We start from the raw sequence: 13,819 nt of genomic DNA, 5'->3' as shown, positions 1-13,819 counted from the left end.
GTCAGCCCTCCAGGTCGGGGTAGTCGGGCACGTCGACGGCGTGGGCCTGCAGCGCTTCGAGCGGGACGAGGTCCAGGACGGCCTCGTTCGTGGCGGCCAGAACGACGGGAGCGGCGGCGCCGTCGTTGTAGGCGATGGCCCAGTTGCGGGCGGTGACGCACCACCGGTCGCCGGGGACCAGGCCGGGGAACCGGTACTCCGGCATGGGCGTGGACAGGTCGTTGCCGATCGAGCGCTGGTGGGCCAGGAACTCGGCGCTGACCACCGCGCAGATGGTGTGGCTGCCCTGGTCCTGGGGACCGGTGGCGCAGCACCCGTCTCGGAAGAACCCGGTCATCGGATCGGTGCCGCAGGGCTCCAGCTCGCCACCCAGCACGTTGCGTTCGGCCATCCGGCGAGTATCGCAGGCGGGTACGGTCCTGCCCCATGGCATGGGATCGGGCAGAGATCGAAGCGGCGTTCCAGAAGTACCAGGACGCCGCCAACGAGGCCGGCCGCACCGGCGACTGGGGGCCGTGGGTCGACTGCTTCACCCCCGACCTCCACTACATCGAGCACCTCTACGGCGAGTTCCACGGCCGCGACGAGGTGCTGGCGTGGATCACCAAGACCATGACCGTGTGGCCCTTCACCGAGATGCAGCTGTTCCCGTGGGACTGGTACACGATCGACGCCGAGCAGGGGTTCCTGGTTGGCCAGGTCGAGAACCGGTTCGTCGATCCGGGTGACGGGCAGGTGTACGAGGGCGCCAACTGGACCCGCCTCGTCTACGCCGGCGACGGCCTGTTCTCGTCGGAGGAGGACGTCTACAACCCCGCGCACTTCGGCCCGATGCTCGAGGGCTGGCTCGCCGCCTACGCCGCGCACCACCCCGACGCGCCCAACGGTCCTGCCTGATCCGTGCCCCGCGACGGCTACTCGTTCTCCGCCGAGGTCTGGCTCTCCACGGGGAACAGCACCACGTGGCACTTCCTCAGCGTGCCCGAGGACGTGGCCGACGACATCGACGAGCGCTACGGCCACCTGGCCAAGGGGTTCGGCTCCCAGAAGGTCGAGGTGACCATCGGCGCCACCACCTGGCAGACCTCGGTGTTCCCCGACACGAAGCGCGGCACCTGCATCCTCCCGGTCAAAGCCGCGGTGCGGAAGGCCGAGGACCTGAGCGACGGCTCGGTCGCCGAGGTCCGCCTCCTCGTCATCACCGAGTGACCGCCTCTCCCCGCCGATAGGTTCGGATGGTGGACGCGGACGACCGACCCCTGTTCGAGCTGACCCACCGGTTCGCCGACGAGCTCCCCGAGCTGTGCATGGCGTGGACGGGCGCCACCGTGCCCGACCCGCAGGTGCTGGTGGTCGACGACGAGCTGGCCAAGGAGCTCGGCATCGACCCCGCCGACCTCCGGACGTCCGCAGCGGCCCAGGTCCTGGTCGGCTCGCTCGTGCTCCCTGGATCCGAGCCGGTGGCCATGGGCTACGCCGGCCACCAGTTCGGCGGGTACTCCCCGCGCCTCGGCGACGGGCGGGCGCTGCTGCTCGGCGAGCTCCACGACACCGACGGCCGCGAGCTCGACCTCCACCTCAAGGGCTCGGGCCGCACGCCGTTCTCCCGCGGCGGCGACGGCAAGGCCGCCATCGGCCCGATGCTCCGGGAGCACGTGGTCAGCCGGGCCATGCACGCCCTCGGCATCGCCACCACCCGCTCGCTCGCCGTCACCACCACGGGCGAGGACGTCCGCCGCGACGAGGGTCTGCTCCCCGGCGCGGTGCTGGCCCGGGTGGCGGCCAGCCACCTGCGGGTCGGCACCTTCCAGTACGCGGCGGCGATGGACGACCCCGCGCTCGTGCGCCGCCTGGCCGATCACGCCATCGCCCGCCACCACCCCGCGGCCGCCCGCGCCGAGCAGCCGTACCTGGCGCTGTACCAGGCGGTCTCCGACGCACAGGCCGCCCTGGTGGCCCAGTGGATGCTCGTGGGCTTCATCCACGGCGTCATGAACACCGACAACACCACCATCTCCGGCGAGACCATCGACTACGGCCCGTGCGCCTTCATGGATGCCTTCGATCCGGCCACGGTGTTCAGCTCGATCGACCACGGCGGCCGCTACGCGTTCGGCAACCAGCCCCAGATCGTGCAGTGGAACCTCGCTCGCCTCGCGGAGGCGCTGCTCCCCCTCCTGGCCGACGATCAGGACGAGGCCATCGCCCTAGCCACCGAGGTGCTCAACAGCTTCCCCGAGCACTACGTGGCGGCGTGGAGCGCGGGCATGCGCACCAAGCTCGGCCTCATCGACGAGCACGACGACGACACCCAGCTCTTCGACGACCTGCTGCGCCTGCTCCACGAGCAGCAGGTCGACCACACCTCCGCGCTCCGTTCGCTGTCGGCCAGCGTGCGGGGCGACGCCGAGCCCGCCCGCTCGCTCTTCCGCGATCCCGGCGCGTTCGATGCGTGGTCCGCTCGGCACCTGGCCCGCGTCGACGACGCCAGCGCCGACCGCGGCGCGGTGGCCTCGCACATGGACCGGGTGAACCCGATCTACATCCCGCGCAACCACCTGGTCGACGAGGCCCTCGCCGCCGCCACCACCGGCGACCTCGCGCCGTTCGAGCGACTGGTCGACGTGATCAGCCAGCCCTACGACGAGCGCCCCGGGCTCGAGCGCTACGCCCAGCCCGCGCCTGCCGGCTTCGGCGACGGCTTCCAGACGTTCTGCGGCACCTGACCAGAGCGGCGGCCACCGGTCAGCGCTTGTAGGCCACGGTGACGCGAGCTCGCTGGACCAGCTCGAAGCCGCCGTCGACGCGCATCGTCTCGAGGTGCTCGGCGAGCCGGGTGCGGTAGAGGGCGAGCTGCTGGTCGTCGAGCGAGTCGAGGAGCAGGCGGGCGAAGTGGCTCCGGTGCCAGCGCTCCACCTGCTCGGCCGAGTCGAAGCGGAACCGCTCGGTGACGTCGATGCCCTCGGGCCGGTCGAACCCGGCGTGGACGAGCGCGGGGTCGAGCACCTCGGAGCGGTCGAACGCTTCGGCGGCGCGAGCGTCCTGGGCGCCGAACAGCTCCTCCCCCACCTGCCGGAGGAGCTGCGACGGAGTGCTGCCGTCGAAGATCGTGAGCGCCACCACGCCGCCCGGCTTGAGCACGCGGGCGAACTCGGCCAGCACCCGGTCGGGATCGGGCGCGAAGAAGATCATGAACCCGGCCAGCACCGCATCGAACGAGCCCGCCGGGAGGTCGAGCGCCTCGGCGTCGCCCACCTGCACGGAGGCGTTGGCGATCCCCCGGGCGGCCAGGTCGGCGGCGAGCGCGTCGACCATCCCCGGGGCCAGGTCGATGCCGACCACGCTCCCCTCCGGCCCGACCGACTCCAGGGCGCGGAACAGGCACGCGCCCCGGCCCGACGCCACATCGAGGACCCTCGCCCCGCGGTTCAGGTCGGCCGCCGCCACGAGCGCCCGTCCGAACGGTGCGAAGAACGGGATCACCTGGTCATAGGTCTCGGCCGCGGCCGAGAACGTGCCCCCGACCACCGCCTTGGGATCGGGCGGGCCGCTCGGTGCATCCATCCGGGCAAGGTAGCGCCCCTTCCCCGAATCGAAGGCTCCGATGGGCTTCGAGCGAAGCGAGCTCGGGGGGTTCGGGGGGCAGAGCCTGCGGAGCCCCCCGAAGGAGGAGGTGCGACGCAGTCGTGCCTCCGAGCGAAGGCGGCGGCGTCAGCCGTTCGATCAGCTCGAAGGCACGGAGTGAGCGCAGCGAACGAGTGAGTTCGAAGAACAACTAGAACCGGTTCTATTCTGGACCGATGCACCTCCAGATCACCGAGGAACAAGACGCCCTGCGAGACGCGGTCACCGGCTTCTTGGACAAGGCGTCGTCGCCGGAGGCGGTGCGCGAGGCCGAACCGCTCGGGTGGGACCCGAAGGTGTGGTCCGGGCTCACGGACATGGGCGTCCCCACGCTCGGCGTCGCCGAGGACCAGGGCGGGTCGGGCGCCTCGCTCCGCGACATCGCCGTGGTGGCCGAGGCCTGCGGCGCCCGCCTGGCCCCCGCACCGGTGGTCGAGACCATGGTCGCAGCCCGCCTGCTGGCGCGGTTCGCCGAGGCGGCCGGCTCCTTCCTGACCGATCTGGTGGAGGGCGGCGCGCCGGTGGCCGTCGCGCCCCGGCCTGCGGTCGACGGCACCGCTCGTCTCGTGCCCGGTGCGGCCGTGGCCGCCGCGGTGGTGGCGCTCGACGGCGACGACCTGGTCGTGGTCGCCGTGGCCGAGGGCACCACCTCGCCCAGCAACCTCGGCTCGGCGCCCCTCGCCGACGTCGACGTCACCGGCGCCGGCCGCGTCGTCCTGGCCACGGGCCCGGACGCGGTGGCGGCATACGACACCGCCGTCGACGAGTACCGGGCGCTGACCGCCCGCTGGTTCATCGGCCTGGCCCGCGAGGCGCAGGCCATCGGCGTGCAGTACGCCATCGACCGCAAGCAGTTCGGCGTGAGCGTCGGCTCGTTCCAGGCCGTGCAGCACCGCTTCGCCGACCTCGCCACCGACCTCGAGGGCGCCGACCTCCTCGCCAACAAGGCGGTGTGGGCGCTCGACGTGGGCGACCCCATCGCCGCCTCGTTCCCGTCGATGGCCTTCTGGTTCGCCGGCGACACCGCCCAGCGCGCCGCGTCGTGGGCGCTCCACGTGCACGGCGGCTACGGGTTCATGGAGGAGTACGACATCCAGCTGTACTTCCGCCGGGCCAAGGCCGCCCGCCTGCTGCTGGGCGACCCGCGCCGCCAGCTCCTGGCGCTGGCCGACCGCCTGTGGTCCGACCCTGCGGCCGGCGCCATCCCCGGCTCGGGCCTCCGCATGACCCACACCGGCCGGGCCGATGCGGCGGTCAACGGCACGCTCGTCGAGACCACCTCCGCCGGGGTCGACTCGTCCGACGGCGGCTTCGACTTCCGCCTCGGCCCCGAGGTCGAGGCGTTCCGCGCCGAGGTGCGGACGTTCCTGTCCGAGCACGTCACCGACGAGGTCATCGAGACCGCCCACCACACCGGCACCATCCACGACCACGGCCTGCACCGGGCCATGGCCGAGGCGGGCTGGATCTCCGCGGGCTGGCCGTCGGAGTTCGGCGGCCAGGGCCGCTCGCCCCTCGAGATGAACAGCCTCACCGAGGAGATGTACTTCTCGGGCGCCCCGGTCGACGGCATCGGGGTGGCGTCCCTGGTGGCCCACACCCTGCTCATCGACGGCACCGAGTGGCAGAAGACCACGATCATCCCCGAGATCCTGAGCGGCCAGGCCCTCTGCTCGCTGGGCTACTCCGAGCCCGACGCGGGGTCCGACGTGGCCGCCACCACCACCAAGGCCGTCCGCGACGGCGACGAGTGGACCATCAACGGCCAGAAGATGTTCACGACGATGGCCCACGAGGCCCAGTACGTGTTCCTCCTCACCCGCACCAACACCGAGGTGGCCAAGCACAAGGGCCTCACGATGTTCGTGGTCCCGTTCGACACGCCCGGCATCAGCATCACCCCGGTCCACACCATGGGTGGCGAGCGCACCAACATCACCTACTACGACGACGTGAAGGTCGACGACAAGTACCGCGTCGGCCAGGTCGACGGCGGGTGGGCCGTGATGATGACCGCCCTCGTCTTCGAGCGGAACAGCTCCTGGTACGGCGAGATCGTGCGCCTGCTCGACCACGGCCTCGGCTGGGCCCGCCTCACGCCTTCGCCCGACGGCGGCCAGATGATCGACGACCCGCTGGTGCGCGAGCGCCTCGCCCGCATCGCCATCGGCAACGAGATCTCCAACCTCCTCGGCTGGCGGGCCGCGTGGATGGCGGCCGAGGGCACCCTGCCCGGCGTCGAGGGCACCATGGCCAAGCTCTTCACCACCGAGCACTACCAGTGGGCCGGCAACGAGCTCATCGATGCGCTCGGCGCCGAGGGCCTGCGCCGCCACGGCGATGCCACCACCGGTCCCGACGATGGCTGGATCGAGGCGATCTACCGCCACTGCCAGGTGACCACCATCTACGGCGGCACCAGCGAGGTCTGCCGCGGCATCATCGCCGAGCGCGGCCTCAAGCTCCCCCGCAACCGCTGACCGCGGCGCCTACGGGGCGCCTGATGGGTCGCAGGCCTTGCCTGGCAACAGATCGCGCGCATTGCATTGTGCAATGCACGATGCAATGCTCTCGACCATGACGCAGGTCGTGGCCCGACTCGACGATGCCCTCGCCGCTGATCTCGATGCCCTCGTGGCGAGCGGTGTGGTGGCGAGCCGATCCGAGGGGATCCGGGTGGCCATCGAGCGGTTCGTCGACGAGCACCGCCGCGCCGAGGTCGGCCGCCAGATCGTCGCGGGGTACGTCGCCGTGCCCCAGGACGACGATGACGGCCTCTGGTCCGATGACCAGACGATCGCCATGATCGAAGCGGAGCCGTGGTGAACCCGGTCCAGGGCGACATCTGGTGGGCCGAGGCCAGCGACAAGCGGCGGCCGGTCCTGATCGTCACCCGAACCGAGGCGATCCCCGTGCTCAGCCGCGTCGTGGTCGCCCCGATCACGCGCACGATCCGAAGCATCCCGAGCGAGGTCCCCCTCGGTCCCGAGCACGGTCTCAGCGCACCGTGCGTGGCGTCGTTCGACAACCTCCAACCCATCCGCCGCAGCTTCCTCACCGAACGGGTGGGTCACCTGGAGGTCGATCAGCACGACGAGGTCTGCCGGGCGATCCGAGCCATGACCGACTGCTGATCCCCACCGCCCCCGCAACGAGCACCGCGGCCGCCCTCCGCGTCGTGCGCACCATCAGCCGGACCCCGCTCCCGACCGGACCGCCATCGTACGGCCGGCTCCGGTGCAGCCGGCGGCGGGTCCGCTGTAGACCGGGGCCATGGGTACGCACGAGGTGTTCAACCAGTCGGTGCCGCTCCAGGACCACGATGCGGCCGGGCTGGACACCGCGCTGCTCGACGGCGTGGCCCGAGAGGGCGGCGAGCTCCACATCGAGGACCTGCGGCGGCTGGGCCGCCTGGCCGGCGACCCGGCGTGGATCCACAAGGGCGAGCTGGCCAACCAGTACCCGCCGGTGTTCAAGCCGTTCGACCGCTTCGGCCACCGCACCGACGAGGTCGAGTACCACCCGGCGTACCACGACCTCATGACCGTGGCGGTCGCCGAGGGCCTGGGCGGCGCCCCGTGGGCCGACGAGCGCCCCGGCGCGCACGTGGGCCGGGCCGCCAAGTTCGCGGTGTGGACCCAGGTGGAGGCGGGGCACGGCTGCCCGATCTCGATGACGTACTCGATCGTCCCGGCGCTGCGGGCCGAGCCGGCGCTGCGCGCCGCATGGGAGCCGCTGCTCACCTCGACCACCTACGACCCCGACCAGCGCCACGCGCTCGGCAACGGGGTGGGACCCAAGGCCGGCGCCATCGCCGGGATGGCCATGACCGAGAAGCAGGGCGGCTCCGACGTGCGGGCCAACACCACCCGGGCCGTGCCCACCACCAACAACGCGGGTCCAGGCGAGGAGTACGCCCTCACCGGCCACAAGTGGTTCTGCTCGGCGCCGATGAGCGACCTGTTCCTCACCCTCGCCTACACCGACGCCGGCCTGTCGTGCTTCGCCATGCCGCGGTGGCTGCCCGACGGCACCCGCAACGGCATCGAGATCCAACGGCTCAAGGACAAGCTCGGCAACCGGTCGAACGCCAGCAGCGAGATCGAGATGGACGGCGCCCTCGCCCGGCTCGTCGGCGAGGAGGGCCGGGGCATCCCCACGATCCTCACGATGGTCAACCACACCCGGCTCGACTGCGTGATCGGTGTGACCGGGCAGATGCGGGCCGGGTTCAGCCAGGCCGTCCACCACGCCCGGCACCGCAGCGCGTTCGGCAAGCCGCTCATCGACCAGCCGCTCATGCGCAACGTGCTCGCCGACCTGGCGGTCGAGTCGGAGGCGGCCACCACGCTGATGACCCGCCTGGCCGGCGGCTACGACCGGGGCGAGGGCGACTTCACGCGCATCGCCACCGCCATCGGCAAGTACTGGGTGTGCAAGCGGGCCCCCGTGTTCGCCCACGAGGCGCTCGAGTGCCTGGGCGGTGCCGGCTACGTGGAGGAGGCGCCCATGGCGAGGCTCTTCCGGGAGTCGCCGCTGAACGGCATCTGGGAGGGGTCGGGCAACGTGATCTGCCTAGACGTGCTGCGCGCCGCGGCCAAGGACCCCGAGTCGGTGCAGGCGCTGCTCGCCGAGATCGGCCTGGCCGCCGGCGCCGACCCCCGCCTCGACCGCGCCGTCTCCGACCTCCACGCCGAGCTGGCCGATCCCACCGACCTGGAGGTGCGGGCGCGGCGCATCGTGGAACGGGCGGCGCTGGCGCTGCAGGGCTCGCTGCTCATCCGCACCGCGCCCCCGGCGGTGGCCGACGCGTTCTGCGCCACCCGCCTCGGCGGTGACGGAGGCCGGGCGTTCGGCACGCTGCCGCCCAGCAGCGACCTCACCGCGATCATCGACCGGGCGTGGCCCCAGGACTGATCAGCTGGGGTACACGGCGTCGTCGGAGGTGGGGTCGGGGCCCTTGGGCACCTCGACCGGGCCTCGGGCCGACGACGTGGCCGCGGGAGCGGCCGCACTGGAGGCGACCGCCGGCGACGAGGTGGACGACGGCGCCGGGGTGACCGGCGGGGCGACGGCCCGGCGCACCACGATCTCGGTGTCGAAGTCTCGCCAGCCGCGGTAGGTGCCGCGCATCCAGCTCAGGGCCTTGTACGGGCCGCCCGCCGCGATGGAGGGGCGGAGGTTGTCGAGGACGCTGTCCTGCGTGAGGGCGGTGAACTGCCACGACCCCTCGCCGACGCGCTTGCCCTGGAACAGCTCCCAGTGGACACGGCCGTCGGCCTCCGACACCAGGGCCTTGCCGGTGACGGGGTGGACGTTGGTGGAGACCACCACGCGGGTGGCATCGGACGGGTCCTGGGCGACGAGGCCGGAGTAGTCGGGCTGGGTGGAGCACAGCTCGCTGCCGCCCCAGCACAGGGGCTCGACGATCCAGCCCGTGGGCCGCTGGCGGATCCACAGGTAGCGGTGGCGGTACGACCCCACCGAGGTGGGCCCGTCGTCGTCCTCACGGTCGCCGTCGGCCGGCCAGTTGTCGCGGTGGCTGAGGACACCGGTGGGGTGGTTGTCGATGAACCGGAGGTCGCACTGCCAGAAGTCGTCGTCGAGGGCCTCCGAGAACCCGGGGATCCCTTCGACCAGGCGGGTGAACTTCTTGGGCATCGGTGCCTTGGCCCCCACGGAGCCGACGACCGTGCCGTCGGACCGCTTCATCGTGAGGTCCCACTCGAGGGTGCCGGCGTAGACGCTGGTGCCGCGGTACTCGGTGGGGTTGTTGTCGGTGACGGTGAGGTGGAGGCGATCGCCGTCGCTGACCGCCACCACGTAGGGCCGGGCGCCCGAGTACGCCGGCTTGATGACCAGGCCCCGGTACTGCCACGTGACGCCGTCGAGCGAGGTGAGGAGGTTCCACGAGAACTCCTCGCCCCGGTACAGGATCCAGCGGACGCCCTTGACGATGTGGGCCGACGAGTACGCCATGCCCCGTCCCGGCGCGGTGAGCGCCCCCGGGCGCTTGATCCGCCGCGACACGAGCGACCCGTTGGTGGACCCGTCGGCGATGTCGAGGTAGTTGACGCGCTGGTGCAGCGCCCACGAGATCTGCACCTTGTCGCCCAGCGCCAGGACCGACGGCGACGTGTGGTCGTCGACCTGGGTGGTGGTGAGCGTGCGCTTGAGGATCACCTTGCGGGCCTTGATGTCGAACGCGGTGGCCTGGACCGCACCCTTGTCGGGGGCGCTGGTGCCGACGCTCGACCCGAGCCACAGGACGCCGTTGGGGCCGAACGAGGTGCGGGGCGACTGGAACCAGCACCACGCCCCGGTGCCGAGCACCGTGTCGGTGCCCCCGATGAAGCCCAGGCCCCGCATGGAGGGATCGGGCGTCAGGGGCTGGGGCTGGGGCGGCGTGGCCGGCTCGCACGCGGCGAGGCCGATCGGCACCGCGGTGGCCGCCCCGGCGATGCCCATCCAGCGCAGCACCTGGCGGCGCGATGGGCGGCCGGAAGCGGTGGCCGGGTCGAGAGGCGTTCCGCCGCTGGTGTTCTCGAGCATGGGGGAACGATCTTCGCAGACCGGCCCGGGTGACCCGAAGTCACCCCCTGTGACGGCCATGTGAAGGCGCCGTGAACGAGGCCCGAATGGCCCCGATCAGCCCCGCCGGCGCGCGTACCCTCCCAGCGTGGACGAGTTGGCGAAGCGAGCCATCGAGGTGCTGCACGGGAACGACCGCGGGACGTGGACGCGGCCGTCCCCCCGCCTGTACCCGCACCAGTGGAGCTGGGACGCCGCATTCGTCGCCATGGGCTGGGCCCAGCTCGACCCGGTCCGGGCGCTGAACGAGCTGTGGTCGCTCCTGCGGGGCCAGTGGTCGACCGGGATGATCCCGCAGATCGTGTTCGACCTCAACGTCGGGCGGGGCAAGTACGAGCCCGGTCCCAACACCTGGGGCACCATCCTCAACGCCCCGCCCGGCATCGCCACCAGCGGGATCTGCCAGCCGCCGGTGCACGCCATCGCCGTCGCCCGCATCCGCGAGGTGGCTGCCGGTCGGGCCGACGGCACCCTGCACGAGGTCGACGACGCCATCGTCGACCTCTACCCCCGCCTCGACCGCTGGCACCGCTGGCTGCGCACCGCCCGAGACCCCGAGGGCACCGGGCTGGTCACGATCCTGCACCCGTGGGAGAGCGGTCTCGACAACTCGCCCCGCTGGGACCGTCCCCTCTCGAGGGTCGAGCCCGACGAGATGGACGACCTGCCCCGGCCCGACCTCACCTGCGTGGCCGACCCCGCCGAGCGGCCCACCAACCCGGAGTACCAGCGCTACCGCCACCTGGTCGATCGCCTCATCGCGGTCGACTACGACCAGGACAAGGCCATGGCCGAGCACCCCTTCCGCGTCGCCGACGTCTTCTTCAGCGCCATCTTGGCGACGGCCGACGACGTGCTCGCCGACCTGGCGGCCGTGGCCGGGCGGCCCGAAGAATCCGACCGCCACCGCACCGACGCGGCCCGCACCCGCCAAGCCCTCGACTGCTGCTGGGACCCCGACCTGCAGGCCTGCCTCGACCAGGACCGCATCACCGGGCGCCCCATCCGCGCCGACACCATCGGCGGCTTCGCCCCGCTCATCGCCGGGTGCGACCTCGACCGCTCCGCCGTGCTGGTCGACCGCCTCCTCGGTCCCACCTACGCCGGCGCCGACGGGCTGGTCTGGCCGCTCCCGCTGTCGACGGCCACCACCGACCCGCGCTTCGACCGCCGCGGCTACTGGCGGGGCCCGCAGTGGCCCCCGATCACCTGGCTCCTGTGGCGGGGCCTGAAGAAGGCCGGCCACCACCGCACCGCCAACACCATCCGCACCACGGCCATCGATCAGCTCCGCGACGTGGGGTGCACCGAGTACGTCGAGCCCTTCAGCGGCCGCCCGCTCGGTTCAGCCGCCCAGTCCTGGTCGGCCGCCGTGGCGCTCGACCTGCTCTCGTACGACCCCTGACCGGGCCGTCCTAGGCTCGGCCGCGTGAAGGTCGACGCACTCTTGATGGCCCGCCCGCCCCAGCTCGCCGAGCGGGCCGAGGCGCTGGCCGCCACCGGGGTCGACGGGCTGTTCACCTTCGAGGGCCCCCACGACGTGTTCCTGCCGCTGGCCATCGGGGCCGGGACCGGCTGCGACGTCTACACCAACGTGGCCATCGCCTTCCCCCGCTCCCCCATGCACCTGGCCCACCAGTCGTGGGACCTCGCCGAGCTGAGCGACGGCCGCTTCGCCCTGGGCCTCGGCACGCAGATCAAGGCCCACATCGACCGCCGGTACGGGTCGACCTGGACCAAGCCGGTGGCGCAGATGACCGAGTGGATCGACGCCCTGCGGGCCATCTACGCCCGCTGGCAGGACGGCGCCGAGCTGGCCTACGAGGGCACCTACACCCGCCACACCCTGATGACCCCGGCGTTCGATCCCGGCCCGCTCGCATCGGGACCGCCCCCGATCTGGCTCGGTGCGCTGGGCCGGAAGATGGTGGAGCTGGCCACCGCCAAGGCCGACGGCATGCTGATCCACCCCTTCACCTCCGACCGCCACCTGCGCGACGCCACGCTGCCCCGCATCGACGCCGGGCTCGCCGCCGCCGGCCGGGCTGCCGCCGACCTGACGCTCGTCGGCCAGTCCATCGTGGCGTGCACCTCCGACCCCTCGAAGCAGGCCGACCTCGATCTGGCGGCGCGCTGGATGATCGGGTTCTACGGATCGACCCCGGCGTACGTGGCCGTGCTCGAGACCGAGGGCCGCGACGGCCTCCACCCCGAGCTGCGGCGCCTGTCGCGCGAGGGCCGCTGGGACGAGATGGCCGGGCTGATCGACGACGACCTGCTCGACGCGGTGGTGCTCCGCGGCGACCCGGCCACGGTGGCCGCCCGTCTGCAGGCGCGCTACGGCGACCGCGCCGACCGGGTGGCCCTGAGCACGCCCGGCGGCATCGACGATGACGACCTGGCTGCGCTGGTCACCGAGGTGCGGGCGTGACCGGCCCCGCCATCCGCGACGCCACCGAGGACGACCTCGAGCAGATCACCGCCATCTACAACGACGTGATCCTCACCTCCGACGCCATCTGGCTCGACGAGGTCATCGACCTCGAGGACCGGCGGGCCTGGTTCCGCGGCCTGCGCGACGACGACGTCGTCCTCGTCGCCGACGACGGCCACGGGACGGTCCTCGGGTACACGGCCTGCTTCGAGTTCCGCACCAAGTCGGGTTACTGGCCGACCGTCGAGCTCACGATCCTGCTGCACCGCGACCACCGCGGGACCGGCCTCGGCGAGCAGCTGCTGGGCGCGCTCATCGAGCGGGCCCGGGCCGCCGGCCGGCACGTCATGATCGCGGGCATCGACGGCAGCAACACCGGGTCCATGCGCTTCCACGAACGGCTCGGGTTCCGAGAGGTGGCCCGGATGCCCGGCGTGGGCCGCAAGTTCGGACGGCCCGTCGACCTGGTGCTGCTCCAGCTCGACCTCGACGCATGACGGCCCCCACCGTGCTGGTCATGGACCTCGGCGGGGTCACCTGCCGCTGGCTGCCCGACCGCCGCCTCGATGCCCTGGCCGCGCTGTCCGGCCTGCCCGCCGGCACCATCGACCAGCAGGTCTTCGGATCCGGCTTCGACGACGCCGGCGAGCGCGGCCGGTTCACGCTCGCCGCCTTCACCGAGCAGCTCGTCGCCGTGCTGGGCCTGGCGGCGTCGCCCGACGACGACCAGGCGGTGCGCACCGCCTGGTCGCTGGCGTTCGAGCCCGACCGCGCCGTGCTGCGCCTGATCCGGGCGGCCACCTGCCGCACCGCCCTGTTCACCAACAACGGCCCCCTCCTCGAGGCCGCCCTGCGCGCCGAGCTGTCCGACGTCGGCGATGCGTTCGACCAGCTCGTGCTGTCGCACCGGCTCGGCGTCACCAAGCCCGAAGCGGCCGCGTTCGAGCGCGCCACCGAGGCCCTCGGAGCGGCGCCGGGCGACGTCTTCTTCGTCGACGACAGCCCCGCCAACGTGGCGGCCGCGGCCGCCGCCGGCTGGCGCTCTTACCACTTCACGACGGCGCTGAGCCTTCAGGCCGCCCTCACCGACGCCCACATCCTCTGATTTCACGACAGATGCCCAGGTCAGCGGCGTGACGGAGGTCCCATCTCGGCTTTACCTCCCTCTGC

Annotated in this window: 14 protein-coding genes; 11 read left to right on the top strand and 3 right to left on the bottom strand. The window is 72.3% G+C overall.

Going from position 1 to position 13,819, the window contains the following annotated elements; translation table 11 throughout:
* Position 1: 1 nt before the first annotated feature.
* Positions 2-391: a DUF2237 family protein gene (locus ACPPVX_RS17880; protein ID WP_426571932.1), complete on the bottom strand. Its 390-nt coding sequence runs from the start codon at positions 389-391 to the stop codon at positions 2-4.
* A gap of 35 nt (positions 392-426) precedes the next feature.
* Between ACPPVX_RS17880 and ACPPVX_RS17875 the strand changes: the two genes are divergently transcribed.
* From ACPPVX_RS17875 to ACPPVX_RS17865, 3 genes are read left to right on the top strand one after another with little or no spacing between them, the layout of a single operon-like run.
* The gene (locus ACPPVX_RS17875; RefSeq protein ID WP_426571931.1) at positions 427-897 is read left to right on the top strand and encodes a nuclear transport factor 2 family protein; all 471 of its coding nucleotides are present in this window, start codon (positions 427-429) and stop codon (positions 895-897) included.
* A 3-nt stretch (positions 898-900) separates the two neighbouring features.
* Entirely contained in the window at positions 901-1,209 is a 309-nt protein-coding gene (locus ACPPVX_RS17870; protein WP_426571930.1) for a DUF1905 domain-containing protein, read from the top strand.
* A 26-nt stretch (positions 1,210-1,235) separates the two neighbouring features.
* Positions 1,236-2,726 carry a protein adenylyltransferase SelO gene (locus ACPPVX_RS17865; RefSeq protein WP_426571929.1) on the top strand — a complete coding sequence of 497 codons (1,491 nt, stop codon included), beginning with the start codon at positions 1,236-1,238 and terminating at the stop codon, positions 2,724-2,726.
* A 19-nt stretch (positions 2,727-2,745) separates the two neighbouring features.
* Here the strand turns inward: ACPPVX_RS17865 and ACPPVX_RS17860 are convergent, their stop codons facing one another.
* Positions 2,746-3,564 (bottom strand): class I SAM-dependent methyltransferase, encoded by an 819-nt coding sequence (locus ACPPVX_RS17860; protein WP_426571928.1) that lies wholly within the window; start codon positions 3,562-3,564, stop codon positions 2,746-2,748.
* Between the two features lie 236 nt (positions 3,565-3,800).
* On the opposite strand from ACPPVX_RS17860, the gene ACPPVX_RS17855 reads away from it, so the two are divergent.
* From ACPPVX_RS17855 to ACPPVX_RS17840, 4 genes are all read left to right on the top strand, one after another.
* Positions 3,801-6,104: an acyl-CoA dehydrogenase gene (locus ACPPVX_RS17855; RefSeq protein WP_426571927.1), complete on the top strand. Its 2,304-nt coding sequence runs from the start codon at positions 3,801-3,803 to the stop codon at positions 6,102-6,104.
* Positions 6,105-6,201: 97 nt separating this feature from the next.
* Complete coding sequence (locus tag ACPPVX_RS17850) at positions 6,202-6,450, top strand: ribbon-helix-helix protein, CopG family (protein WP_426571926.1); 249 nt, start codon at positions 6,202-6,204, stop codon at positions 6,448-6,450.
* Positions 6,447-6,758, top strand: a complete 312-nt coding sequence (locus ACPPVX_RS17845) for a type II toxin-antitoxin system PemK/MazF family toxin (protein WP_426571925.1) — start codon at positions 6,447-6,449, stop codon at positions 6,756-6,758. The genes ACPPVX_RS17850 and ACPPVX_RS17845 overlap by 4 nt, the downstream gene beginning before the upstream one ends.
* A 139-nt stretch (positions 6,759-6,897) precedes the next feature.
* Entirely contained in the window at positions 6,898-8,541 is a 1,644-nt protein-coding gene (locus ACPPVX_RS17840; RefSeq protein ID WP_426571924.1) for an acyl-CoA dehydrogenase family protein, read from the top strand.
* Here the strand turns inward: ACPPVX_RS17840 and ACPPVX_RS17835 are convergent, their stop codons facing one another.
* Positions 8,542-10,176 (bottom strand): hypothetical protein, encoded by a 1,635-nt coding sequence (locus tag ACPPVX_RS17835; protein WP_426571923.1) that lies wholly within the window; start codon positions 10,174-10,176, stop codon positions 8,542-8,544. It abuts the gene before it with no gap.
* Positions 10,177-10,303: 127 nt separating this feature from the next.
* On the opposite strand from ACPPVX_RS17835, the gene ACPPVX_RS17830 reads away from it, so the two are divergent.
* From ACPPVX_RS17830 to ACPPVX_RS17815, 4 genes are read left to right on the top strand one after another with little or no spacing between them, the layout of a single operon-like run.
* On the top strand, positions 10,304-11,620 hold the full coding sequence (locus tag ACPPVX_RS17830; RefSeq protein WP_426571922.1) for an MGH1-like glycoside hydrolase domain-containing protein: 1,317 nt from the start codon (positions 10,304-10,306) through the stop codon (positions 11,618-11,620).
* A gap of 24 nt (positions 11,621-11,644) precedes the next feature.
* On the top strand, positions 11,645-12,646 hold the full coding sequence (locus tag ACPPVX_RS17825) for a TIGR03617 family F420-dependent LLM class oxidoreductase (RefSeq protein ID WP_426571921.1): 1,002 nt from the start codon (positions 11,645-11,647) through the stop codon (positions 12,644-12,646).
* The gene (locus tag ACPPVX_RS17820; protein WP_426571920.1) at positions 12,643-13,146 is read left to right on the top strand and encodes an N-acetyltransferase family protein; all 504 of its coding nucleotides are present in this window, start codon (positions 12,643-12,645) and stop codon (positions 13,144-13,146) included. Before ACPPVX_RS17825 ends, ACPPVX_RS17820 begins: the two co-directional genes overlap by 4 nt.
* A complete protein-coding gene (locus ACPPVX_RS17815) occupies positions 13,143-13,754 on the top strand; it encodes an HAD family hydrolase (protein WP_426571919.1) in 612 nt (203 codons plus the stop codon). The genes ACPPVX_RS17820 and ACPPVX_RS17815 overlap by 4 nt, the downstream gene beginning before the upstream one ends.
* Positions 13,755-13,819 lie beyond the last annotated feature (65 nt).

The organism is Aquihabitans sp. McL0605 (genome assembly GCF_049993875.1).
Taxonomy (GTDB): Bacteria; Actinomycetota; Acidimicrobiia; order Acidimicrobiales; family Iamiaceae; genus Aquihabitans.
Note: the sequence above shows the minus strand (reverse complement) of the source record. Positions and strands in the feature narration are given on the sequence as shown.